Here is a 24,325-nt window from a genome sequence, read left to right as displayed (position 1 = left end):
AGGGCGAAACTTTCCTGCTCGAGTTCTGTCACAAGCGTCCGGTATTGCCACGCCGCCAGTACTCCGGCTGCAACGAGTAGCAGCAAGCACCAGATGGCGATCAGAGCAGCGGGGCTCCCCAGGAGCGAGCGTCGAAAGACTGTCATTGGAGCATTGTGGCAGTTTGCGCAGGATAGCTAAAGGAACAACTGGCCGCCGCCCAGAGCCGACCGGATGGACGGTTTCTGCGATTGATTACAATTATTGTCGATTATTTTGTTGAAGAATTGTCGGCAATTTGGTTGGATCGTCGTGTTGAAAAAGGTGACGGTCGACGGAGATTCCGTCAGAACCGCTTGGGAGGACAAAATGGCACTATTTCGGACGGCACGCCGCCTGGCGGCTGCCGCGCTGCTTTTGGGCACTTCCGTCGCCGCAGCGCAGGCTGCGTCGACGCTGGAGACGGTGAAAGCGCGTGGCAAACTCATCTGCGGCGTTTCGATGGGTACGACGGGCTTTGCGCTGGCTGATGCTCAGGGCAAGTTTGCCGGGTTTGACGTCGACGTCTGTCGCGCGGTGGCGAGCGCCGTGTTCGGAGATCCAAACAAGGTCGACTTCGTGATGACCAACATCAACACGCGTTTCCAGGTGCTGCAGTCGGGCGAGATCGACATTCTGTCGCGCCAGACGACGATGACCTATTCGCGCGAAGCTTCGCTCGGCATCGATTTCGGCCCAACAGTATTCTACGACGGCCAGGGGCTGATGGTGGCAAAGAGCCTCGGCATCAACAGCGCCAAGGAGCTCGATGGCGCGGCTATCTGTACCTTGCCCGGCACCACGACGGCGCAGAACCTGGCCGACTTCTTCCGCACGACCGGCAAGAAGTTCGAGCTGGTGGTGTTCGAGAACCCGGACGAAAACAACAACGCCTTCTTCTCCGGCCGCTGCGATGCCGTTTCGTCCGACCGCTCCGATCTCGCCTCCATCCGCGCCGGTTCGAAGAGCCCGGGCGATTATGTGATCCTGCCGGAGACGATCTCGAAGGAGCCGCTGGCGCCGGCCGTGCGCCAGAACGATTCCAACTGGCGCGACATCGTCTCCTGGTCGATCTGGATGATGATGGCCGCCGAGGAAAAAGGCATCACTCAGGCCAATGTCGACGAACAGGCCAAAAGTGCCGATCCGGAGATCCAGCGCATGCTGGGCGGGACGGATGATCTCGGCCCGATGCTCGGCCTCGACAAGAAATGGGGTTACAACATCGTCAAGCAGGTCGGCAACTATGCCGAAGTCTTCGACCGCAACCTCGGCGAGAAAACCGCGCTCGGCCTGAGCCGTGGTCCGAACATGTTGTGGAACCAGGGCGGGCTGCTCTATCCGCCGCCTTTCCGGTAAGCCGACCTCCTGATATGGCGCATGTCGAACGACATGCGCCATACTTCTCAACCTGACCTTGCGAAGGGGAACACGGCGTGTCGCCCATTGTTCTGCTGCGAAACCGGCGCGTGCGCGAACTGGCGTATCAGGCCATCTGCGTGGCGGCGGTCATCGCCGTCGGCTGGTATCTGCTCAGCAACGCGCTCGCCAATCTCGCCAAACAGGACATAGCCACCGGCTTCGGCTATCTCAGCCGCGAGGCCGGCTTTGTCATCAGCGAGACACCGATCGCCTACGAACCGTCGGATAGCTATGCACGCGCGCTGCTGGTCGGTCTGCTCAACACCGTCAAGGTTGCGCTGCTCGCCATCGTGTTCAGCACCATCATCGGCACGCTTGTCGGCGTTGCACGCCTGTCGAGCAATCCGCTTCTGTCGCGGCTGATGCTTTTTTACGTCGAAGCGCTGCGCAACGTGCCGCTGCTGCTTTATCTTTTCCTCTGGTACTCAGCCATCATCTTCACGCTGCCGCCGGTCAAGCAGGCCATCACTTTGCTGCCCGGCGTCCATGTCTCCAACAGCGGCCTGGTGGTGCCGGCCATCATCTGGCATTCCGGCTTCTGGGTCGCTGCTGCCGCGCTCGCCATAGGCATTGCGGCTGCCACCATCTGGTTCAGGATCGTGCGCCACAGGCGCATCACGACGGGCAGGGCGCTTCCCGGCTGGCCGGTGGTCGGTGTGCTGCTGGTGTTGCCCGTCGCCGCCGCCGCATTGCTTTTCGACATCAGCGGCGAAGTCGACTGGCCGGTGCTGGGCAAGTTTCGCCTGACTGGCGGGGCGCATCTGAAGCCTGAATTCGTCGCCCTGCTTGTCGGCCTGACGCTGAGCGCCTCGGCCAGCGTTGCCGAGATCGTGCGCAGCGGCATCCAGGCGATCCGCAAGGGGCAGCGCGAGGCGGCCAAGTCACTCGGCCTCTCCGACAGGCAGGCGATGCGGCTGGTCATCCTGCCGCAAGCGCTCAGGGTGATCGTGCCGCCGCTGACCAATGTCTATGTGACGACGTTCAAGAACAGCTCACTGGCGATCGCGATCGGCTACCCTGACCTTGTGATGGTCTCCAACACCATCATGAACCAGACCGGACAGGCGATCGAGCCGATTGCCCTGTTCATGCTGACCTACCTGATCCTGTCGCTCGTCACCGCGGCCGTCATGAACTGGTACAACGGACATGTCGCGCTCAAGGAACGTCATTCATGAGCGAACAGTCCACGATGGCCAGCGCTCCGATCCGTCCGCAGCGGCAACGCGGCGGGCTGCATGGCTATTTTGGTACGGCCGGCAACTCGGCGGTGACACTGATCTGCCTCGTCGTTTTTGCTTTCGCCGCCAAGGCAGCGATCTCCTGGCTCCTGATCAACGCCGTATTCACTGGCACGCCGGAAGACTGCAAGGTCGCCTCCGGCGCCTGCTGGCCGTACCTCGCCGACAAGCTGCGCTACATGCTTTTCGGGATCTACCCGTTCGAGGAGCAATGGCGGCCGCTGGCCGCAACACTGCTGTTCATTGCGGCCATGGCCGTCTCCGGCATCCCGCGCCTGTGGGGGCGCCCACTGGTCGTCGGCTGGATCGTGCTCTTGCCACTGCTCTTCGTGCTGATGGCGGGTGGCGCCTTCGGCCTGACCGCCGTGCCGACGTCGCAATGGGGCGGCCTGCCACTCTCTTTCATGCTGACTTTCATCGGACTCGTGCTGGCATTGCCGCTCGGCATTCTGCTTGCGCTGGCGCGTCTCTCCAATCTGCCGGCTATCCGCATTCTCGCCGTCACCTTCATAGAGCTGGTGCGGGGCGTGCCGCTGATCAGCATCCTGTTCATGGCCTCGGTGATGTTGCCTTTGTTCATGCCCGAAGGCGTGACGATCGACAAGCTGCTGCGCGCCCAGGTCGCGATCATCCTGTTTGCCGCGGCCTACATCGCCGAGATCGTGCGCGCCGGACTGCAGGCACTGCCGCGCGGCCAGACAGAGGCCGCCCAGGCATTGGGGCTGCACTATTGGCAGTATACATTCCTGGTCATCATCCCCCAGGCGCTGAAGACCGTCATTCCGCCATTGGTCTCGCTGTTCATCGGTTTCTTCCAGGATACGACGCTGGTCACCATCGTCGGCCTGCTCGATTTCCTCAACACCGTGCGCACCGCACTGCGCGATCCCAATTGGCAAGGCATCGCGGTGCTGGAAGGCTATCTCTTCGCGGCTGTCGTCTACTTCGTCTTCAGCGCCCTGATGGGCGCCTACAGCCGCTTTCTCGAAAAACGCTTCAGGGTAGGCCATGACTGAGATCACCGTCATCCGCGATGTCGACACCATCATTGCCTATGACGCAGCCAATGATCAGCAGGTCTATCGGCATGGCGGCGACGTTGCCTTCGACGAAACCGGCCTGCTTTGCGTCGGTGAACGGTTCGAAGGGCAGGCAGCCACTGAACTCTCCGGCAAGGCACGCATGGTCATGCCGGGCTTGATCGACATCCACTGCCATTCGCATGACGAGCCGATGGCCAAGGGCATTTTCGAGGATGTCGGCACCGCTGCCCTATGGGGGCAGGCGATGTATGAATATTCCTCGGTGATCGATGGCGGCGCGGACGCCCGCGCCGCATGTTTGACCGTCATGCTCGGCGACCTGATGCATTCGGGCGCGACCACGGTTCTCGACATCGCCGGCATTCACGACGCATGGCTCGACATCGCCGCGCGAAGCGGCGTGCGTGGCTACCTTGCTCCCGGTTTCCGCCAGGCGGATTGGGTGGTGCACGAAAGCCATCGCCTCGATTTTACATGGGATGATCAGGCCGGCCGCGATGCCTTTCTGCGAGCCCTGGATTTCGTCGACCGGGCGAGAGCTCATCCAAGCGGCCGCCTTGATGGCGTCGTCTCGCCGTCACAGGTCGAAACCTGCCGGCCCGACCTGCTGGCCGATGCCGCCGATGAAGCGCGCAAGCGAGGCATGCGGTTCACCGTCCACGCTGCGCAGACCATGGCCGAGCACGAGGAACTGCTGCGCCGGACCGGCCTGACCGCCGTGCAATATCTCGACCAGCTCGGTGTGCTCGGGCCGGACGTCATCATCGGACACTGCATCTTCACCGATCATCATTCCTGGACGCGGCAGCGCACACGCGCCGATCTGGTGACACTGGCGGAGCGCAGCACCAGCGTGGCGCATTGCCCGGTCACCTTTGCGCGCAGCGGCATGGCGCTGGAGACGCTGGGCGCCTATCGCCGCGCCGGCGTCAATGTCGCCATCGGTACCGACAGCTATCCGTTCAACATGCTGGAGGAGATGCGACAGGCGCTGATCTGCTCGCGGCTTGGCGGCAAGAGTGTTTTCGATCTTTCGACCGGCGACATTTTCGAAGCGGCGACGCTGGCCGGCGCCCGCGCGCTCGGCCGGTCCGACATCGGCCGGCTGAGCGTCGGCGCCAAGGCGGATCTGGTGGTGGTCGATCTCGATGCGCCGACCATGCGTCCGGTCTATGATCCGTTGCGCAGTCTGCTGCATTGCGCCGCCGAACGCGCGGTGGAGCGGGTCTATGTCGACGGGCGCTTGACGGTGGAAGAGGGGAAGCCGACCGGGATCGATTATCAAGGTGCGCTGCGCGAAATGCAGGCGCTGCAGGATTGGGCTTGCGCGCGGGCGGGGCTTTTCGATCCGCGTGGCCGCGACATTGGCGAGCTGGCGCCCAAATCCCTGCCGGTGCTGCAGGGCTGACCTGACACTCGTCAGATCGAGTTGCATCGGGTGGCACAGCCAAGTCTGCCAAAGAAAAATGGCGCTTCGCCCGCATTTTTGCGTTTCCGCGTTTCCGTGAAAGACGGAAACGCTCTAAGGGTGAAGCGCCACGAGTTGGAAGTACGGTCTCTTGCCGGACCGGATCACTCGCCCATCTGTGTCAGCCAGTGGCGAGGTTTGTTGTCGGCCCGGAAATCGACGCTCTTGACCTTGGCCTGCATTGCCCAGGCGATCGGCTGCTGGTGCAACGGGATCAGGATCGTGTCGTCCTTGGCGATCTTGAGCGCTGCTTCCTCGAGCTGAAGGCGCTTGGCATTGTCCGGTTCCTGCACCGCCTGTTCGACAAGCTTGTCGAGTTCGGGGTAGGACCAGCCGCCATAGTTGGAGACGCCGACCTTGCCTGTCTTGGTCGAGAGGACCTGGGCGAGCAGGGAATAGGCATCGAGGGTAGGCTCGTTCGCCCAGCTCAGGTTGAAGACGTCTGCCTTGCCGTTGGAACGCTTCGGTGACTGGACCGCACGCGGCGCGATGTCGATCGTCGGGTCGAAGCCGGCACGCTTCAGCATGTTGGTGATGCCGGCGCAGAAATCTTCCTCGTTGATGCTCTCGTCGTTCGTGCACATGTAGGTGAATTTCAGGCCCTCCTTGCCGGCCTCGGCGAGAAGCTTCTTGGCGAGGGCCGGATCGGCAGGGCTGTAAGTGTCAAGCGACTTGGCATAGCCGGCAATCTCGGGAGCGATCAGCGAGCCAGACGGGCGCGCCAGGCCACGCATGACCTTCTTGTTGATCAGGTCGCGGTCGATGGCGGCTTCGAAAGCCTGTCGCACGCGCAGGTCGTTGAAGGGATTGTCACGGCCGTCTTCCAGCTTCTGCTTGCGGTTGAAGCCGATGAAGACGGTGCGCAGTTCCGTGCGTTTGTTGACGGTGATGCCGGATGAGGATTCGAGCCGTGGCAGGTCCTGGATCGGCGCGGAGTCGACCAGGTCCACTTCGCCGGAAAGCAGCGCGGCCACGCGCGTGGCGGGCGACGCGATCGGCAGGAATTCGATGCGGTCGATGTTGTGCTTCTTCTGGTCCCACCATTTGTCGTTGACCACCAGGACGGTCTTGCTGTCCGGCGTGCGGCTTTCCAGCTTGAACGGGCCGGTGCCGTTGGTGTTGTGGGTGGCGTAGCCCTCGGTCTTGGTCGCGACGTCGGTCGGCTTTTCGGTGTTGTTGTCCTTCAGCCACTTGGCGCTGAACATGAAGATGTTGGTCATGTCGTTGAGGAAAAGCGACGTCGGCGCCGAAACCTCGACATCGACCGTGTAGTCGTCGACCTTGGTGCTGTTCACATAAAGCGGGATGTTGCCGCGCAGCGGCGATGTCGGGTCGCTGACGCGCTTGAGCGAAGCAACGACGTCGTCGGCGGTAAACTCGGTTCCGTCGTGGAATTTCACGCCCTTGCGCAGGGTGAAACGCCACTTCTTGTTGTCGATTAGCTGCCATTCCGTCGCGAGCGCCGGCTCAATCTTGAAGTTCGTGTCGTAGCGCACCAGTCCTTCGTAGATGTGGTTCAGGAAAGCCAGGTTGGCGGTTGAGGGCACCGAGTCCGGATCCAGCGAATAGATGTCGGCACGGCTGCCCCAGCGCAGCGTTTCCGCGTTGGCCGAAGCCGTCAGGGCCACCATGGCCACCGCACCGGCCAGCAAGCTTTTCAAGCAGGACATGTTCACCTCCCAGGTTCCTCACTCGATTTCACAATCATCATGCTCGACAGGATTGTCAACAATATTGTTGACGTAAATTGCGCAGATGGATAGCAAAATACGGTAGGTTGAGAATGTCTCGGGGAGGAGAACGTGGACGGACTGCTGTTGCTTCACGGAACCATCGTCACGGTCGATGCCGGTCGGCGTGTGATCGAAGATGGTGCCGTTGCGATCCTCGGCGACAGGATTGTCGACATTGGACATGCCCAGGATCTGGAACCGAGGCACTCGGACAAGAGGGTCGTCGATTGTCGCGGCAAGCTCATCATTCCTGGCATCATCGACGCGCATGGCCATGCCGGTCATGCGCTGATCCGCTCCATCGCTGCCGACACCTATTCACTGTGGATGCGGATCGTCACGCCGACCTACTACCACTACGCGACCCGAGACTATTGGTATGCGGATGGGTTGATTGGCGGCCTGGAGCGCCTGCGGGCCGGCGTCACCACCGGGGTCAGCATCATTTCCTCCATGCCTCGGAGTGACGACCCGCTCTTTGCCATCAATCACGCCAGGGCTTATTCCGAGATCGGCCTGCGGGACATTGTCTGTGTCGGGCCGGCCGGCTTGCCCTGGCCGCATCCAGTCACACGCTGGGAGAGCGGCGCGCCGATGGGGCGGCACGTTTCTTTCGAAGAGATGATCGAGGGAACGGAGGCGACCATCGAGGCGCTGAACGGCAGTGCCGACGGCCGCATCGATGTCTTCGTCACGCCGTTCACGATTCTGCCGTCCCTCGATCCGTCAAACCCGACCACGCCGGATCTTGCAATCAAGCTGACCGACAAAGACCGGATGCAGGCAAGGCGGGTGCGCGAAATCGGACGTAAATGGGGTGTGCGCATTCATTCCGATGCCTTTGCGGGACAGATCCGCATGGCGTTCCAGGACAAGGAAAGCGCGCTGCTCGGACCCGATGTGCACCTGCAGCATTGCTGGGGCGTCTCGCATGAAGAGGTCGACATACTGGCCGCGACCGGAACCCATGTAACGCATGCGCCGCCCGGCCGTGCTGTGCCGCTGCTGGACATGATGTCGAAAGGCGTGCCGGTGGCGATCACTTCGGATGGCGTTTCGCCCAGCCGGTATTTCGACATGTTCCAGATCGCGCGCCTTGCGCAATTCACGCAGCATCTGCTCAACAACAATGACCGCTACCTGCTGCCGCCGGGCAAGGTCTTCGAGATGATCACGATCGATGCCGCGAAGGCTCTCGGCAAACAGCACGAGATCGGCTCTCTGGAGGTCGGCAAGAAGGCCGACATCGCCATCATCAACATGCGCCAACCACATCTCGCGCCCAATTGGATGCCGGTGCACCGGCTCATCCATCAGGTTGTCGGCAGCGACGTCGACACCGTGATCGTCGACGGCAAGATCCTGATGCAGGAAGGGCGTGTGCTGACGGTGGATGTCGAGCAGGCGATCGATTTCGGTGAACGCGAAGCCTGCGCGATGGTGAAGCGTGCCGGTCTCGAGGCGCATATGCACGAACCGGGCTGGGGCCAGATCAGCCGAACTTTTCACGAGCCGATCGTGTTGCCCGGCCCCGCATCGTAGGCGGTTTTTTCAATCGCGCCGGATTGGGGACGCCGACCGATGAAGATCGCAAGGCGGTGACCTGGGTAACTCCGGTAAACTTCGGAAGCAGAATCGTGAAAGCGCTCTAACTCGCTGTTTTCAAAGCGACTGGAGCGTTTGCTGGATGTGCGCTCGGATCGGCGCCTCTTCAACGCTCTCGGCAAACTGTCCCTTTGGACGCGGATAGTCGTAGGTGCTGACCTTCGAGGTCGCATAACCCGCGCCGACCAGCGCCTCGGCGATCTTCAGCGCGGCGGTGACGCCATCGATCACCGGAACGCCGGTTGCCGCCGACAGGCGTTCACACAGGCTCGACATGCCGGCGCAGCCCAGGATGATCGCTTCGGCGCGGTCCTCCGCCTTGGCGCGTTCAATCGTCTCCCTCAGCAACCGCTCTGCCGTCTCAGGATCTTCTTCCAGTCCCAGCACCGGCAGGTCGATGGCATGGACCGCGCGACAATGATGGCCGGCGCCATAGGCCTGTACGATGTCCTCGATGATCGGAACCGAGCGCGGCAGGGTGGTGACGACAGAGAAACGTCGGCTGATCGTCATGGCGACCTGCACTGCTGCCTGGCAGATGCCGATGACCGGTCCTTTTGCGATTTCCCTGGCTGCGTGCAGGCCAGGATCGTCGAAGCAGGCGATGACGTAGGCGTCGACGCCTTGTGCCTCGCCCTTGCGGATTTCCTGGAGCATGGCCGGCACCGACAAGGCTTCGTCCGCCGAGCCTTCGATGCTGACGGGTGTTCCCACCGGATTGACGGCGGTCACGCGTGTGCCGGCGCTTGCGACCTTCAGCGCGCTGTCCAGGGCCTGCGCGGTCATGGAGGCCGTCGAATTGGGATTGATCAGGTGAATATGCACTTTACTGGCCCGCGCGTTTGGCTGTGGTGAGGACTTCCGAGATTGCCGGTGCCTTGAGCACGAACTGGCGGTCGGAAGTGATGTAATTGTCGGCATGCAGCCGGGCGATCGGCTGATAGGTCTCGGGGTTCACATAGCGGCCAGCTTCGTCGAGGCAGTCGCGTTGCACATGCATGTGTGCGACCTGCCCGAGAACCAGCACGCGGCGCGGATATTCGATCAGCCGTTCCACCCGGCATTCGAAGGCGCAAGGCGAACTGGCGACGAAATCGACATCGATCTGCCTGCAGCGAGCGGTGGGGAGGCCGGATATCTCCAGCTCGTCGACGTCGGTCTCGAAGGCCAGTCCGCACACCAGCATCTGCTGTGACAGCGCCATGTCGACCATGTTGACCGCAAACTCGCCGGTGCGCCGGATGTTGGCGACGGTGTCCTTGTCTTCGCCGGACAACCGGGGCTGTATGCCGAGCACGACGATGGGAGGCTCGTGCGAGAAGACGTTGAAGAAGCTCATCGGCGCGGCATTGCTGCGCCCGGAAGCGGAGCGCGTGGTGACCAGTGCGATCGGGCGCGGACCGACAAAGTTGGTCAGCAGGCGATAGCGCCCTTCTGCCTCCATCTGTGTGAAGTCGAATTCCATGCGAGTCTCCCCATCCATGCTGAATATTGTAGACAATTTTTGAATGTATTATCTACAAAAAAAGCTCATGGACCAATGCAAATATTGACTTTTTGTCATCCTTGGCGGATGTCGGTCAGACAGCGGGAAAGAGAGTCATGACCGAACAGGCAGGCATTTCGATACAGCAGATCGTCGAAAAGGTGTGGCTCTCGATTGCTGAGCGTCGTCTGCGCCCGGGCGTTCAGCTGAAGGAAGGCCAGATGGCGGCGATCTTCGACGTCAGCCGCGCACGCATCCGCCAGGCGCTGGCCGCACTCGAGCGTGAGGGCCTGGTGACGATCATCCCCAATCGTGGCGCCTTCGTGTGCCAGCCGACCGTGGACGAGGCGAGGGACGTCTTCACCATCCGCCGTTCCGTCGAGAGCCGTGTCGTTGCCCGCATTGGCGCTTCGGTAACGAAGGCCGATCTGGCACGGTTGCGCAGCCACGTTGTCCAGGAGCGCACCGCCAACACCAATGACGCCACCACCGACATCATCAAGCTGTCCGGCGGCTTCCATCTTTTGCTCGCCGAGATATCCGGTTCCGACTTCCTGTTCGGCATGATGCGCGATCTGATCTCGCGCACCTCGCTGATCACCGCTGTCTACCGGAACACGGCGCGCTTCAACTGCGGACCTGACGAGCACGCCGAGATCGTCGACGCGATCGCCGCCGGCGATCTCAGAAAGGCTTCCGCGCTGATGGAACATCATCTGGAGCATGTGGAGTCCGAGCTGGACCTGAGGGAAGTGCGCGACATGTCCCATGACCTCAGGGCCGCGCTGGCTTAGGCCGACCACCTCTACGCATCTTCCGCGAGATGGCAGGCTACCCGCGTGCCGTTGGAGAGCGTTCGCACCTCGGGCAATTCGGTCGAACAGCGTGCCGTCGCGACCGGACATCTTGGATGGAACGGGCAGCCTGGAGGGGGCTTGAGCGGGCTTGGAACCTCGCCGCCGGCGACAACGCGGTCGCGATGCGGTTGCTCGATGTTCGGGATCGTCTGCAACAGCAGTTGCGTGTAAGGGTGGCGCGGCCTGGCGAACAGCGCTTCGGTTTCGCCTTCTTCGACGATACGGCCGAGATACATCACCGCGATGCGGTCCGACATGTGCCGTACCACGCTCATGTCGTGGCTGATGAACAGATAGGTCAGGCCGAACTGATCCTGCAAACGACGCATCAGGTTGAGCACCTGCGCCTGCACGGAGACGTCGAGCGCGGAGGTAGGCTCGTCGCAGACCAGGAATTCGGGCTCGCCGGCCAGCGCCCGCGCGATGGAGATGCGCTGGCGCTGGCCGCCCGAGAACTCATGCGGAAACTTGTCACCGTCGGACGCCGACAGGCCGACCGTCTTCAAGAGCTCGATCACGCGATCGTCGGTCTCGGCCCCGGTCTTGCGCAGTTTCAACTCACGGATCGGTTCGGCGATGATGTTCTTCACGCGCCAGCGCGGGTTGAGCGAGGCATAAGGATCCTGGAAGATCATCTGCGCGGACAGCGGCTTGCCGTCATTGCCCGGCGCGAACCGCATCTCACCGCTGTTTGGCGCGTAAAGGCCGGTCACGAGGCGGGCAACGGTGGACTTGCCGCAGCCGCTTTCGCCGACGAGGCTGAGGCATCCGCCCAGGGGGACATCGAAGCTGATGTCGCTGACGGCCTGCAGGAACTGCGGTGGCTTGCGTTCGACGACACGGTTGAGCCAGGGCGCGGAAACGTCGAATGTCTTGACCAGCCGGCTGACCGAGAGGGCCGAGATCTTTTGTGCAGTCATCGCGGTCATGCAGTTCCTCCCGCGTTCAGCCAGCACGCGCTGGCGCCGGCGCCTGCCGGCAACAGACCCGGCCGTTCGCGCATGCAACGAGGCCCGGCTTCCTTGCAGCGAGGGTTGAAAGCGCAGCCCGCCGGAATGGCGTCGAGGCGCGGCATCGAGCCGTCGATCTGGTTGAGCCGTTCGACGCGGGCGCCAAGCGCAGGGATCGAAGCCATCAGCCCACGCGTATAGGGGTGCTTCGGCGCGCGCAGCACCTGCTCGACCGGGCCGATTTCGATGAGGCGGCCGGCATAGAGGACAGCGACACGGTCTGCCGTCTCGGCGATGACACCCATGTCGTGGGTCACCAGCATCACCGCCGTGCCTTTCTCCTTGCAGAGCTTGCGCAGCAGGGACGTTATCTGCGCCTGGATCGACACGTCGAGGGCCGTGGTCGGCTCGTCGGCTATGATCAGTTTCGGCGAAGCGGCCAGCGCCAATGCGATGACGACGCGCTGGCGCATGCCGCCGGAGAACTGATGCGGGTATTGGTTGACGCGCTCTTCAGGCGAGGGGATACCGACATCCTTCAAGAGCGAAATAGCTCGCGTCCTGGCCTCGGCCTTGCCCATGCCGAGATGCTGTCGGATCGTTTCGGTCAGTTGTGCACCCACCGTGAACAGTGGATTGAGCGAGGTCAGCGGGTCCTGGAAGATCGCGCCGATCTCGCGGCCGCGGATCTTCTCCATCTCACGGTCGCCCAGATTGTCGATGCGGCGATCCGCCAGCCAGATCTCGCCTTCGGCGATGTGTCCCGGACGTTCGAGCAGCCCCTGGATGGCCAGGCCGGTCATCGACTTGCCGGCACCGGATTCCCCGACCACGCCGAGGATCTCGCCGGGGCGGATCGAAAGGCTCACATCCGAAAGTGCCGTAGCGACACCACGACGACCGGGAAATTCGACCTTGAGGCCACGAACCTCAAGCACCGCCTGGGTTTCAGCCATTGGCGTCGACCTCGATGGGATAGCTTGGCGAGAAGATCTCCGAGACCGGTGGGTGACCCCAGCTGCGGTCCGGATATTTGGCGATCAGACCATCATATTGCCGCTGCGCGCGCTCGCGCGCGGTCTTCATGTCGATGCCGGCGACTTCGCCGAAACGCATCGACAGCCGCCCATCGACGAACACGGCCTGCGTGACCTTGCCCGAACCGCCAGTGACCAGCGTGGTGATCGGGTCCACCGAGGGTGCCATCACGGCATCGTCGAGGCCGAAGACCGCGATGTCGGCGCGGGCACCTGTCATCAATCTGCCGAGATCGCCGCGGTCGAGGGCCTTCGCGCCCCCCAGGGTTGCCGCATCGAACAGGTCGGCGGAGCGGACGCGGTCGGACGCCTTGTCGGCGATGCGGCAGGTGATGAGACTGATCAGCAGGTTCATCAGCATGTCGGCCGGGGTGGTGTCGGTTCCCATGGCGATGTTGATGCCGCGTTCGCGGCATTTGGAGAATGAATTCAGGATGCTGCCGCTGCGCGCCGACACCAATGAGCAATGCACGATCGAGACGCCATGGTCTGCATAGAGGCGGAGATCTTCCTCGGTGGCGTTGGTGGCATGCGGCGCGATCAGCCGGTCGTTCAGCAGGCCGGCGCGCGCCAGCCAGACCGGAGCGGTGGTGCCATGCAGCTTGCGCACGGTATCGACCTCCATCGAGCCTTGCGCCATATGCAGGCGGATCTTGCAGCCGAGTTCGGCTGCGGCCGCCTGGGTCTGGCGCAGCAACTCCTCGGTGCAGGTCTCGACACGATCTGGCGCCAGCAGTCCGCGCACCAGGTCGCCGTGACGGCCATTCTGCCGGCCGATATAGTCGACGGCGTCCCGAAGTCCGGTCAGGCCGCGCTGTTCGTCGAACACCGGCATCATCTGGCCGGGACCTTCCAGCACCATGCCGCCGGCCCGGTAGGCGGGACTGAGATAGACCCTGAGGCCGAGGTCGCCGGCGGCATCCGCCGCGGCATCGAATTCGGCAACCGTTTCACCCCATTCGCGGTAGAACAGCGAGGCAATGGGGGCTGCCGTGGTGATGCCGTTGAGCAGCAACTGTCCGAAGGCAAAGCGCTTCTGGAACGCCAGTTCCTCCTGGCTGTACATTTCATAGGGGCCGGCTTCGACATAGGAGCGCGGCCACACCCGGCCCTTGGCCCAGCCCGGCTGGTTGTCGATGCCGAGTATGGTGGTGTCGAGGTCGGAAAGCGCATCGAGGTCGACGAAGCCGGGGCTGATGAGCGCATTGCCGAAATCGATGCGCCTTGCGACTTCGCCAGGGAACTTCGTGCCGACGAACACGACCGCGCCACCGTCAATGATGACTTCGCCGTTCCGGATTAGCCGATGGCCGCCGTCGCGATGGCCAAGCACCCAGCCTGCGGTGATCAGCGTGCGGCCTTGCGGGCGCTTGCCGAGTTCGAGTGAATCCAGGATCTGTCGTGTCATGGCATGTCCACCGAGGGCTGGCCGTTGCGGGCGGTGACGCGTCCGCCCTTGACGACGAGGGGGCGTGGCGCGACGTCGACCACGGCATGGGCGAGGGTCTCGCCAGTCAGAAGTGTCAGATCGGCATTGCAACCTTCTGCGAGGCCGTAACCTTCGATGCGCATGACGTCGGCGCCGCCCTGCGAGACGATGTGCAGGACGTGCGCCAGGTCCTTGTCGGAGCGCAGGCCGTTCTTCATGCCGACCACCTTGGCGCGGTCGAGCATGTCGGGCTGGCCCCACGGGCCCCAGGTGTCGCGGATGCCGTCGCAGCCGGCACCGACCCGGACGCCGGCTTCCTTCAGCCGCATGATCGAAGGCACCGTCGCCGACGGCGCGCCGGTGGTCAGGATGGCGACGTCGAGCTCGGCGATCTGTTCGATGAGCTGGCCGACGCGCAGATAGTCGTTCATGCCAAGCGCGAAGGCGTGGCTGATCGCCACCTTGCCCTGCATACCGTTGGCGCGGATGCGTTCGAACATCAGCTCCATGGTGAAGGCGCCGAGATCTCCGGTTTCATGCAAATGGATGTCGATGGGTTTCTGGTGCTTCACCGCCAGCGCGAAGATCGCATCAAGCTGGCCCTTTGGGTCACGGTCGATGCCGCAGGGATCGATGCCGCCCAGCACTTCGCAGCCTTGCGCGAGCGCCTCATCGAGCAGTTCCACCGTGCCCGGCATCACCATGACGCCCGATTGCGGGAAGGCGACGATTTCGATGTCGATGATGCCTTTCAACTTCTCGCGGGTTTCCATGATGCCGTCGACGATCGAAAGCCTGTGCGTCGGATCGATGTCGACATGGCTGCGGATATGGGTCGCGCCGTGCGCGGCGAGGCCTATGGCATGACGCATCGACTGGCGATGCGGGTCGATGCCGATGGCGAGGCGGTTCTCGCGTTCGAAGTCGATGCGCTCGCGCAGCACCGCGCGCCGGTTGTTCTCATGCCAGGGCATGCCCCAGGTCGTCTTGTCGAGGTGGGTGTGCGCGTCGATCAGCCCGGGGATGGCGATGGCACCGCCGCCGTCCTCGACCGGCATGCCGGCATCCGGTTCGAAATGACCGATTCCGGCAATGCGTCCGTCGCGGATCAGCAGATCGCCGGCGGCGCCCCCATAGGGGCGGACGTTGCGGAGCAGCAGATTGGTCATGCACTTACCTCAGTTTCGGATTGAGCACGTCGCGCAGCCAGTCTCCCAGCACATTGACCACGACGACGAGCAGGCAGAGCTGGATCACTGGAAACAGGACGATCCACCACGAGCCGGAAAACAGGAACTGGTTGCCGATGCGGATCAGCGTGCCGAGCGATGGCTGGCCGGGCGGCATACCGATGCCCAAGAACGAGAGCGTGGCTTCGGTCAGGATCGCCATGCCGAAATTCAGCGTCGCGGCGACCAGAACCGGGGTGAGCGTGTTGGGCAGGATGTGGTGTGCCAGGATCCGGCGCGCCGGCACTTTGAGCAGCCGTGCCGCCTGCACATATTCCTTGCTGCGTTCGACGATGGTCTGCGCGCGCACCGTGCGTGCATATTGCACCCAGGAAGACAGCGCGATGGCCAGCACCAGCACCGCGGATGCGCCGATCTCGCGCAGATCCGAGGGCAGCAGCTGACGCACCACCGTCGAGACGAGGATGGCGATCAGGATCGTCGGGATCGACAAGGTGATGTCGCCGATGCGCATCAGGATGTTCTCGACGAACCCGCCGAAGAAGCCGGCAACCAGGCCGGCGGTCATGCCGATCAGCAGGGAGAGCGCGACGGAAGCGAGGCCGATGACCATCGAGATGCGGGTACCGTAGAGGATGGCCGACAGCATGTCGCGGCCTTGCGTGTCGGTGCCGAGCAAATAGGGCCATTCACCGCCTTCCTGCCATACCGGCGGCAGCTCGGCCTTCCACATGTCGAGCTGTGCGGCGTCGTAGGGGTTCTGCGGCGCGAACAACGGCGCGAACACCGCCGTCAGGATCAGGATGGCGAAGATCGCGGCTGCCAGCATGGCGGCTTTCGAATGCGTGAACGACCACCAGATATCGCTGTCGCGCCAGCGCTGCAGCGCGGATGAAGGTTTTGCCGGAGCAGCTTTCGAGGTGTCGAGCGTCATCGTACGGTCTCCTCAGTGCGAGGCGCGCAGGCGTGGATCGATCACCGCATAGGTGATGTCGACCAGCGTGTTCAGCGCGACGAAGATGAAGGAGATGATGCACAGATATGCTGCCATCACCGGGATGTCGAGGAAAGTGACGGCCTGGATGAACAGCATGCCCATGCCCGGCCATTGGAAAACTGTTTCGGTGATCAGCGCGAAAGCGATCAACGAACCGACATTCATGGCGGTCATCGTCACCACCGGCATCAGGCAGTTGCGCAGGGCGTGGCGGAAATAGATGCGCCAGCGCGGAATGCCGCGGGCCCGGGCGAATTTCACATAGTCCGAGCGCAGCACCTCCAGCATTTCGGCGCGCACCAGCCGCATGATCAGCGTGATCTGGTAGAGCGACAGCGCAATGGCCGGCAGGATGAGTGCTGCGCGTCCCGATGGCGTCAGCAAGCCGGTCGACCACCAGCCGATCTGTACGACGTCGCCGCGTCCGAAAGACGGCGACCAGCCAAGAATGACTGAAAAGACCAGGATGAGCAGGATGCCGACCACGAAGCTCGGCAGCGAGACGCCGATGATCGACAGGAATTGCAGCGATTCCGTGTACCATCGCCCTCGCTTGATGGCGGTCAGGACGCCGAGGGGCAGGCCGACGATCAGGGAAATCAGTGTCGCCACCAGCACGAGTTCAAGCGTTGCCGGGAAACGTTCGCCGATCAGCGTCAGCACATCCTGCCCGTTGCGGTAGGAAACGCCGAAGTCGCCGCGCGCGGCATTGGCGACGAAACGCACGAATTGCGTTGCGGTGCCGTCGTTCAGGCCAAGGCGTTCGCGCAGCGCATCGCGATCTTCCTGCGTCATCTGCTCACCGGCCATCATCTCGACCGGATCGCCGGCAAGGCGAAAGATCAGGAAGGCAAGCATGGCAACGGCGAGCATCACCATGATGGCGTTGGCGAGACGGCTTATCGTGAAGACCAGCATGGGGAACCTCGTCGGGCCGACCGTTTAAGGGATGCGCTTCAGAGGCGCAGCGAACCGCGATGGGCAACGGTCGTTACCCGATTGTTCGACGCGTGCTGGTCGGTCATGGAACATCCTCCCGATGTCGCGGCGACGATCTTGATGCCGTCGTTTGCAGCCTGGCATCGGATATTCAGGATGTTGGCTTTATTGTCAACTATTTTGTCGACAATTTTGTCGTCATTGGGCGACAGTCCGCGGAATGCCGGGCTTTGCGGACCCTTGAAGACGCCAGGCGGCACACTGTCGTTCGGTGGAAAACCGCGTTTGGTGCAAACACTGCACACCATCCGAGAGGCCTGCATCGGCACAATCTGGCCGGCTGAACGTGGTCGGCAGCGGCTCAACCCGCTTCGCGAAAGGCTCCAGGCGACACGCCGCGCATTGATTTGAACAGCCGGGTGAGGTGGCTTTGATCGGCAAAGCCGGTCTCGAAGGCGATGTCGGCCAGCGGTTTGCCGGTGCGTATCAGGGCGGCGGCGGTGCGGACGCGGCAGTTGCGCAGATATTGGCCGGGCGTCATGCCGGCCACACGCTTGAAGTCGCGGATGACCTGGAAACGGGTTACATCCGCCACCTCGGCGAGATCGCCCAGCTCGAAGGTGCCGTTGAGGTCGGCTTCGATGAGGTCGCGGTAGCGCCGAAATCGCCTGGCTGCCTCGCTGTCGTCGGTCGAAGCATTGCGGCCTCCACGGTCCGCGAAGCGCCGGGTCAACCCGCGCAGGGCCATCAGCATGGTCGTTTCCGCTGCCATGGCCTTGCCGGCGACAGCAAGGCGGTGGGCCTGCACGAAATCGCTGGCGAGGTCCGGAGCCTCGAAAACGCCCTGGCTGAACATCGGCAAATGGCCGAGCTCGAGATCTTCCGCGACTTCCCGCATCAGCTCTGCGCGGGGGTAGCAGGTGCGATACGCCCAGCCAGCCTCGCAGCCTTTCTCGCCGTCATGCGGATCCTCGGGATTGACGACGATGATCGAACCGGCAGGCGCAAGATAGGACCGGCGGTGGATGCGCAGCTTCTCGGCGCCGGCAACCACGACACCAAACACGTAGCTGTCATGGGTGTGTAACGCATAGGCGTGATCGCGATAGCGGGCACTCAGCAATTCGAGATCGCCGAGCCCCGCATGCCGTGTCAGTCGCGCTTCTTCGCGTTCCCTTGCATCGCTCATCGGTGGCAGCCTTCCGGAAACCGGCCTAGCGGTCAATCCTGTTCAAGACGGGTCCTGCATCCGCATTTAGGATCGCGGTCATTCTGAGAAAAGTGAACCGCGAGATTATCCATGTCTGCCAACGACAGCGTCGCTGAAATCGCACCAGAGGTCATTGCCTGGCGCAAGCACATCCATGCCAATCCCGAACTCGGCTTTGCCGAGCATGAAACTGCCGCTTTCATCGCCGCAAAGCTCGCCGCATTCGGCCTTGCCGTGCATGCCGATGTCAGCCGAACCGCCGTCATTGCGACGCTGACCAGAGGAAACGGCAAAAAGGCGATCGCGCTGCGCGCGGAACTCGATGCGCTGCCGATCGAGGAAATGGCCGATATCGATTATGCGTCGAAGAACAAGGGCGTCATGCATGCCTGCGGCCATGACGGTCATGCCGCGATCCTGCTGGGCACGGCAAAACTGCTCGCCGAAAGCGGGGATTTCGATGGCACGGTCGTTTTCATCTTCCAGCCGGCGGAAGAGGTGGTGGGCGGTGGCAGGCAGATGATCGAGGATGGGGTGCTGGAGCGCTTTCCGGTCGACAAGGTGTTTGCCATCCACAACTGGCCGGGTTTTCCGAAAGGTCAGATCGGCGTTCTGAGCGGCCCCCAGATGGCGGCGGTGGATGATTTCGAAATCCGCTTCCACGGCAGCGGTTGTCATGCGGCGATGCCGCATCTCGGCGACGATCCCTTACTGGCGGCGGCCAGTTTCGTCACCGCGGTGCAGCGCGTGGTCAGCCGCAGCATCGATCCGCTTGCCGCTGCCGTTCTTTCGGTCACCCAGATCCACGGCGGGCGGTTCAACAATTTCGTCCCGACCGAAGCCAGGGTCGAAGGCACATGCCGTTTCTACGACCCGGCTCTGTCGGACCATTGCGCCGAAGAAATCGGACAGGTCGCACAAGCGGTCGCAGCCATGCATGGGGTGACGGCGGAGGTGAATTACAAGCGCGGCTATCCGCCGGTGGTCAACCCGGCTGCCGGCGCGGGGCTGGCGACACTCGCTGCGCAGGACACGGTCGGGGCCGGGCGCGTCAGCATCGACTTCCAGCCCAGTATGGGCTGCGAAGACTTTGCCTTCCTGCTGCGCGGCGTCGGCGACGGTGCCTATGCCTGGATCGGCGCAGGCGATGTCGGTCCCGGCGAGGGGTTGCATGGCGATCGTTTCGTCTTCGACGACGATATCGTGCCGATCGGCATGCGCTACTTCCTGAATATCGTGCAACGGGCGTTGCCCCGCATGCGCTGACATTTCTGGCAGTTGCTGTTGGTAGTCCAGTGCGAGGCCGGGCAAAACCCGCTTGCCGTCCGGCAAGGGTCGTGGGCTTACTCACGACCCTTTCGTTCAATCGGATCCATTCATGGCCAAGCGCATCATCATCGACTGCGATCCCGGAATCGACGACGCCTTTCTTCTGGCTATGGCCGTTGCATCCAAGGACATAGAAATCCTCGGCGTCACCACCACCTATGGCAATGTTGGCCTTGGCCACACGACGAACAATGCCTTGCGTGTGCTCGACTGGCTGGGCAGTGGCGTTCCCGTTTATGCCGGCGTCGACCGCGCCATCCTGAGCAACAGGGTCGATGCCGCCGCCTATCATGGCGAAAGCGGGCTCGAGGCGCCGGAGATCGGCCAGCCGAAGCGCGGCGCGGAAGCCGAGAACGCGATCCACTATCTCGTGCGGACGCTTGCCGGTTCGTCGGACAAGATCACGCTGGTGGCGTCCGGGCCGCTGACCAATCTGGCGATCGCGCTCAGGCTGCAGCCTTCGATTGCCGAAAAGATCGAACAGATCGTCTTCATGGGTGGCTCGACGGATTACGGCAATGACAGCCCGGCCGCCGAATTCAACCTGCTATGCGATCCGCATGCTGCCCAGATCGTGCTCGACAGTGGCATTCCGACGGTGATGTTCGGGCTGAACGTTACCCATCAGGTGATTGCGACACCGCGGCACGTCGAGCGCATGTGTGCACTTGGCAACAGGGCAGGGCGGGTCTTCGCCGACATGGCCGAGTTCTTCGCCAAGGTCTATCGGGAGCGGTATGGTTTTGAAGGGTCGGCATTGCATGACCCCTGTACCGTCGCCTGGCTACTGAAGCCGGACATCTTCCAGACACGCACCATGCGGGTGGATGTCGAAACCAACAGTGGCCTCAGTCTCGGCCGCAGCGTGCATGACATCTGGGGGCTGAGCGGCAAGCCGGCCAACACCGAGGTTGCGATCAAGGCCGATGCAGACGGCTTCTTCGATCTGCTTTTGAGCCTGCTGGGCAAGCTTGACTAGAGCGTTGCTTTTTTCTCGGCGATACGTGCAAACGCTCTGAATTCTGCGTCAGTCCTGACGCAGAAGCGTGTATGTTTTGCCGGAATTGTTCGAACTGCCGCCACCGGGCGGACCTGACGGCAATCAGCCATACGATCGTATTTTGGAATCTCTTGATCAAAAGATCGAATGATGTAATCTGCCCGCGTAGTGCCAAGCGACCGTCAAAAATCGATCCGATGTCGGCAAGCGCAGAGCTGTGCCTGTCCAGAGATCGAGGCGGTTGCGCTGGCATCAATGGGAGGGAAATTGATGATCAAGAAACTGCTTCTGGCGGGTGCGGCCCTGGCCATGCTCGCCGCACCTGCGCTTGCCGACACCACGCTGCGGTTCGTCCAGACCAACACCAGCGATGAATCCCTGGCCGTCCTCAACACGCTGATCAAGAAGTTCGAAGCGGAAAACCCGGGCGTGAAGGTCGAGCTCATCTCGATCCCCTGGGATAATTCCTTCGAGAAGTTCGCCACTATGATTGCGGCGGGCGACATTCCCGACGTGGCGGAAATGCCCGACAACTGGGTGGCGCTCTATGCCAATTCCGGGCACCTCGAGAGCCTTGAGCCCTATATCGAGAAGTGGGAACACAAGGGCGATCTGAACCCGCGCGCGCTGGAACTGGCACGCAAGGTCAAGGATACGGCCTATGTGCTTCCCTACGGCCTCTTCGTGAAGTCGCTCTACTACAACAAGAAGCTGTTCGCCGAGGCGGGTGTTGCCGGGCCGCCGAAGACGGTCGACGAGTTCATGGATGCCGCCAAGAAAGTGTCGGCGCTTCCGGGCAAGTATGGCTATTGCCTGCGCGGCGGCTCCGGCACCTTCAATGCATGGGCGATGATGGGTGCCGCCGCCAATGGCGACAACGCGTTCTTCGACAAGGACGGCAAGTCGACGCTCGACCAGCCGGGCTGGGTCGCAGGTTTCCAGAACCAGATCGACCTCTACAAGAATGGCTGGGCACCGAAGGACAGCGTCAACTGGGGTTACAAGGAAACGGTCGCCGGCTTCTATACCGGCACCTGTGCCATGCTCGACCAGGATGCCGACGTGTTGGCGCCGACCTCCGAACACATGGCCCCCGACGATTTCGGCGTCGTGCCGATGCCGAAGGGCAAGGGTGGCAAGGCCTTCCCGGTGCTGAGCTATGGCTCGTGGGGCGTGATGTCGGCCAGCAAGAACAAGGATCTGGCCTGGAAATTCCTGGCGATGATCGACAATCCACAATCCGATCCGCTCTGGACGAAGGCGGTGGGAGCTCTGCCCATCTTCAAGAGTGCGGAAAAGGATCCGACCTATGCCGATCCGAAATACCGTGCCTGGTTCGATTCGCTCGACGACAAGGACATCGTGCCCACGGTCACTCCCGGTTATTTGCCAGAATACAGCCTCTTTGCGGGCTCGACGGCGGTGAAGCTCGCCCAGCAGGCGCTGCTTGGGCAGATCACGGCCGAGGATCTCGGCAAGCAGTTTGCGGGTATCCTGACGAAGGCCCAGCAGAAATTCCTGGCGAAGTAACTGTGCTCCCCACGATAGCGGCGATGCCTGGCGCATCGTCGCTATCCTGACAATCCGGGCCGAACATGACTGTATCCCATCCCTCCGCGGGCGCACGGCGGCGCCTCGCCGCGCTTGAGCCGTATCTCTACAGTGCCCCCGCGCTGTTGCTGATCACGGTCACGACGCTGGTTCCGATCGTCATTGGCATTTCTTATGCCTTCCGCAATGTCATGCTGCTGGACCCGACATCGGGAGGGTTTGTCGGCCTGGACAATTTCCGTGACCTGATGCGCGACGGCAGCTTCTGGGGCGCGCTGAAAAACACGGTCACATGGACGGTGAGCTGCGTTGCATTCCAGTTTGTTTTCGGACTGATCCTGGCGTTGCTGCTGAACCGCCCTTTTCCCGGCAGGGCGATCATTCAGCCAATCGTCTTCCTGCCTTGGGCCATCCCAACCTTCCTCATAGGCATGAACTGGTCCTGGCTGTTCAATCCGGCGATCGGACCGTTGCCGCATTGGGCTTATGCGCTTGGCCTGATGGGCGCGCCCGACAACATTCTCTCCGATCCGCAGCACGCGCTGTTGGGGCCGATCATCGCCAGCATCTGGTGGGGCACGCCGTTCTTCGCGATCACGTTGCTTGCCGCGCTGCAGGCCATTCCGGGCGAGATCTATGAAGCTGCCGAGATCGACGGCGCCGGCAGTTTCGAGCGCTTCCGGTCGATCACGCTGCCTTTCCTGGCGCCGACCATCGTCGTCACAGTGATGCTGCGCACGATTTGGATCGCCAATTCGTCCGAGCTCATCGTGGTGATGACAAAAGGCGGCCCGGCCGATTCCTCGCAGATTATCGCCAGCTATGTCTTCACACAGGCCTATCAAGGGCTGAATTTCGGCTATGCCTCGGCGGTTGCGACGGCACTGGTGGTCCTGCTTCTCATCTATGCGCTTCTGCTGATATCGATCCGGCAGATGATGCTGGGCTCAAGGTGACGGCATCATGCGCGGCTCTTTTCAAATCCGGACGACGAAATGGGCGCTGCACTACGGGCTGCTGCTCATCTATGTCCTGGTGGCGCTGTTTCCGCTGTACTGGCTCGTCAAGGTTTCGATCACACCCAACGACATCCTTTACAAGCAAGGCACCGATTTGCTGCCTTCCAAGGTGAGCTTCGAACACTACGCGACGGTCATAGGCAAAAGCGACTTCCTGCTGTTCTTCCGCAATTCGATCATTGTTTCGGGTGTCACCGCGATTGCGTCGACCGTGCTTGCCACGGCGTCGGGCTACGCGTTTTCGCGCTTTGCCTTCAAAGGCAAGTTCTGGATCGTCGGCCTGATGCTGGTGACACAGATGTTTCCGCTGGTCATCGTGATCACGCCGATTTTCAGCATTTTCGGCACGCTGGGGCTGACGAACAGCCTGACGGGGCTGATCATCATCTACACCGCCTTCAATATCCCCTTCGCCACTTTCCTGATGCAGTCCTTCTTCGACGGCATACCGAAAGATCTCGAGGAGGCAGCGATGATCGATGGCGCCACGCGCTTCAAGGCATTCGTGCAGATCATCGCGCCGCTGACGCTACCGGGTATCGTGGCGACGGCCGGCTTCTGCTTCACCGGTGCGTGGGGTGAAATCCTGTTCGCGCTGCTGCTCAATTCGTCAGCTTCGGCAAGCACCTTCCCGGTCGGCCTGCTGCTGTATTCGACGCGCGCCACGATCGAGTACGGGCCGATGATGGCGGCGGGTGTCCTCGCGCTCATCCCTGTGTGCTTCTTCTTCTTCCTGATCCAGCGCTATCTCGTGCAGGGGCTGACGGCCGGCGCGGTGAAGGGCTGAAACGAAAGGGTGTT

22 protein-coding genes are annotated in these 24,325 nt (G+C 62.2%); 11 read left to right on the top strand and 11 right to left on the bottom strand.

Features of this window, described 5'->3' with window-relative positions:
* Nucleotides 1–348: 348 nt before the first annotated feature.
* The 4 genes from AC3WTO_RS16395 (at nucleotide 349) to AC3WTO_RS16380 (ending at nucleotide 5,132) form a co-directional block, all read left to right on the top strand.
* Nucleotides 349–1,377 carry an amino acid ABC transporter substrate-binding protein gene (locus tag AC3WTO_RS16395; protein ID WP_492461805.1) on the top strand — a complete coding sequence of 343 codons (1,029 nt, stop codon included), beginning with the start codon at nucleotides 349–351 and terminating at the stop codon, nucleotides 1,375–1,377.
* A 77-nt stretch (nucleotides 1,378–1,454) separates the two neighbouring features.
* Nucleotides 1,455–2,618, top strand: a complete 1,164-nt coding sequence (locus AC3WTO_RS16390; RefSeq protein WP_492461804.1) for an amino acid ABC transporter permease — start codon at nucleotides 1,455–1,457, stop codon at nucleotides 2,616–2,618.
* Entirely contained in the window at nucleotides 2,615–3,697 is a 1,083-nt protein-coding gene (locus tag AC3WTO_RS16385) for an amino acid ABC transporter permease (protein WP_492461803.1), read from the top strand. The genes AC3WTO_RS16390 and AC3WTO_RS16385 overlap by 4 nt, the downstream gene beginning before the upstream one ends.
* Nucleotides 3,690–5,132 (top strand): amidohydrolase family protein, encoded by a 1,443-nt coding sequence (locus AC3WTO_RS16380; RefSeq protein ID WP_492461802.1) that lies wholly within the window; start codon nucleotides 3,690–3,692, stop codon nucleotides 5,130–5,132. Before AC3WTO_RS16385 ends, AC3WTO_RS16380 begins: the two co-directional genes overlap by 8 nt.
* Nucleotides 5,133–5,296: 164 nt before the next feature.
* Here the strand turns inward: AC3WTO_RS16380 and AC3WTO_RS16375 are convergent, their stop codons facing one another.
* Complete coding sequence (locus AC3WTO_RS16375; protein WP_492461801.1) at nucleotides 5,297–6,862, bottom strand: ABC transporter substrate-binding protein; 1,566 nt, start codon at nucleotides 6,860–6,862, stop codon at nucleotides 5,297–5,299.
* Nucleotides 6,863–6,994: 132 nt separating this feature from the next.
* Between AC3WTO_RS16375 and AC3WTO_RS16370 the strand changes: the two genes are divergently transcribed.
* Entirely contained in the window at nucleotides 6,995–8,467 is a 1,473-nt protein-coding gene (locus tag AC3WTO_RS16370; protein WP_492461800.1) for an amidohydrolase family protein, read from the top strand.
* 120 nt (nucleotides 8,468–8,587) lie between these two features.
* On the opposite strand, the gene AC3WTO_RS16365 is transcribed toward AC3WTO_RS16370, so the two are convergent.
* Both AC3WTO_RS16365 and AC3WTO_RS16360 read right to left on the bottom strand, forming a co-directional pair.
* On the bottom strand, nucleotides 8,588–9,355 hold the full coding sequence (locus AC3WTO_RS16365) for an aspartate/glutamate racemase family protein (RefSeq protein WP_492461799.1): 768 nt from the start codon (nucleotides 9,353–9,355) through the stop codon (nucleotides 8,588–8,590).
* A gap of 1 nt (nucleotide 9,356) precedes the next feature.
* The gene (locus tag AC3WTO_RS16360; protein ID WP_492461798.1) at nucleotides 9,357–9,995 is read right to left on the bottom strand and encodes a flavin reductase family protein; all 639 of its coding nucleotides are present in this window, start codon (nucleotides 9,993–9,995) and stop codon (nucleotides 9,357–9,359) included.
* 137 nt (nucleotides 9,996–10,132) lie between these two features.
* Between AC3WTO_RS16360 and AC3WTO_RS16355 the strand changes: the two genes are divergently transcribed.
* Nucleotides 10,133–10,810 carry a GntR family transcriptional regulator gene (locus AC3WTO_RS16355; protein WP_492461797.1) on the top strand — a complete coding sequence of 226 codons (678 nt, stop codon included), beginning with the start codon at nucleotides 10,133–10,135 and terminating at the stop codon, nucleotides 10,808–10,810.
* A gap of 11 nt (nucleotides 10,811–10,821) precedes the next feature.
* Here AC3WTO_RS16355 and AC3WTO_RS16350 read toward each other — a convergent pair whose 3' ends face one another.
* The 8 genes from AC3WTO_RS16350 to AC3WTO_RS16315 all read right to left on the bottom strand — a co-directional run bounded on the left by AC3WTO_RS16350 (nucleotide 10,822) and on the right by AC3WTO_RS16315 (nucleotide 18,604).
* Complete coding sequence (locus AC3WTO_RS16350) at nucleotides 10,822–11,802, bottom strand: ABC transporter ATP-binding protein (RefSeq protein ID WP_492461796.1); 981 nt, start codon at nucleotides 11,800–11,802, stop codon at nucleotides 10,822–10,824.
* A complete protein-coding gene (locus AC3WTO_RS16345; protein ID WP_492461795.1) occupies nucleotides 11,799–12,779 on the bottom strand; it encodes an ABC transporter ATP-binding protein in 981 nt (326 codons plus the stop codon). The genes AC3WTO_RS16350 and AC3WTO_RS16345 overlap by 4 nt, the downstream gene beginning before the upstream one ends.
* A complete protein-coding gene (locus AC3WTO_RS16340; RefSeq protein ID WP_492461794.1) occupies nucleotides 12,772–14,268 on the bottom strand; it encodes an amidohydrolase family protein in 1,497 nt (498 codons plus the stop codon). The genes AC3WTO_RS16345 and AC3WTO_RS16340 overlap by 8 nt, the downstream gene beginning before the upstream one ends.
* Nucleotides 14,265–15,458, bottom strand: a complete 1,194-nt coding sequence (locus AC3WTO_RS16335; protein WP_492461793.1) for an amidohydrolase family protein — start codon at nucleotides 15,456–15,458, stop codon at nucleotides 14,265–14,267. Before AC3WTO_RS16335 ends, AC3WTO_RS16340 begins: the two co-directional genes overlap by 4 nt.
* Nucleotides 15,459–15,462: 4 nt before the next feature.
* Entirely contained in the window at nucleotides 15,463–16,413 is a 951-nt protein-coding gene (locus AC3WTO_RS16330; protein WP_492461792.1) for an ABC transporter permease, read from the bottom strand.
* Nucleotides 16,414–16,425: 12 nt separating this feature from the next.
* On the bottom strand, nucleotides 16,426–17,394 hold the full coding sequence (locus AC3WTO_RS16325; protein ID WP_129414095.1) for an ABC transporter permease: 969 nt from the start codon (nucleotides 17,392–17,394) through the stop codon (nucleotides 16,426–16,428).
* Nucleotides 17,395–17,432: 38 nt separating this feature from the next.
* Complete coding sequence (locus AC3WTO_RS16320) at nucleotides 17,433–17,675, bottom strand: hypothetical protein (protein ID WP_492558421.1); 243 nt, start codon at nucleotides 17,673–17,675, stop codon at nucleotides 17,433–17,435.
* A gap of 101 nt (nucleotides 17,676–17,776) precedes the next feature.
* Complete coding sequence (locus tag AC3WTO_RS16315; protein ID WP_492461790.1) at nucleotides 17,777–18,604, bottom strand: AraC family transcriptional regulator; 828 nt, start codon at nucleotides 18,602–18,604, stop codon at nucleotides 17,777–17,779.
* A 111-nt stretch (nucleotides 18,605–18,715) separates the two neighbouring features.
* Here AC3WTO_RS16315 and AC3WTO_RS16310 point away from each other — a divergent pair, with 111 nt between their 5' ends.
* From AC3WTO_RS16310 to AC3WTO_RS16290, 5 genes are all read left to right on the top strand, one after another.
* Entirely contained in the window at nucleotides 18,716–19,891 is a 1,176-nt protein-coding gene (locus tag AC3WTO_RS16310; RefSeq protein WP_492461789.1) for an amidohydrolase, read from the top strand.
* A gap of 112 nt (nucleotides 19,892–20,003) precedes the next feature.
* Nucleotides 20,004–20,933 carry a nucleoside hydrolase gene (locus tag AC3WTO_RS16305; protein WP_492461788.1) on the top strand — a complete coding sequence of 310 codons (930 nt, stop codon included), beginning with the start codon at nucleotides 20,004–20,006 and terminating at the stop codon, nucleotides 20,931–20,933.
* 294 nt (nucleotides 20,934–21,227) lie between these two features.
* The gene (locus tag AC3WTO_RS16300; protein ID WP_492462115.1) at nucleotides 21,228–22,484 is read left to right on the top strand and encodes an ABC transporter substrate-binding protein; all 1,257 of its coding nucleotides are present in this window, start codon (nucleotides 21,228–21,230) and stop codon (nucleotides 22,482–22,484) included.
* Between the two features lie 65 nt (nucleotides 22,485–22,549).
* Nucleotides 22,550–23,461 (top strand): carbohydrate ABC transporter permease, encoded by a 912-nt coding sequence (locus AC3WTO_RS16295; RefSeq protein ID WP_492461787.1) that lies wholly within the window; start codon nucleotides 22,550–22,552, stop codon nucleotides 23,459–23,461.
* A 7-nt stretch (nucleotides 23,462–23,468) separates the two neighbouring features.
* Nucleotides 23,469–24,311 carry a carbohydrate ABC transporter permease gene (locus tag AC3WTO_RS16290; RefSeq protein ID WP_492461786.1) on the top strand — a complete coding sequence of 281 codons (843 nt, stop codon included), beginning with the start codon at nucleotides 23,469–23,471 and terminating at the stop codon, nucleotides 24,309–24,311.
* Nucleotides 24,312–24,325: the final 14 nt, after the last annotated feature.

Source organism: Mesorhizobium sp. EU05-FHT14A09 (assembly GCF_058790995.1).
The sequence above is the reverse complement of the archived record's forward strand: the minus strand, read 5'-3'. Positions and strand labels throughout refer to the sequence as shown.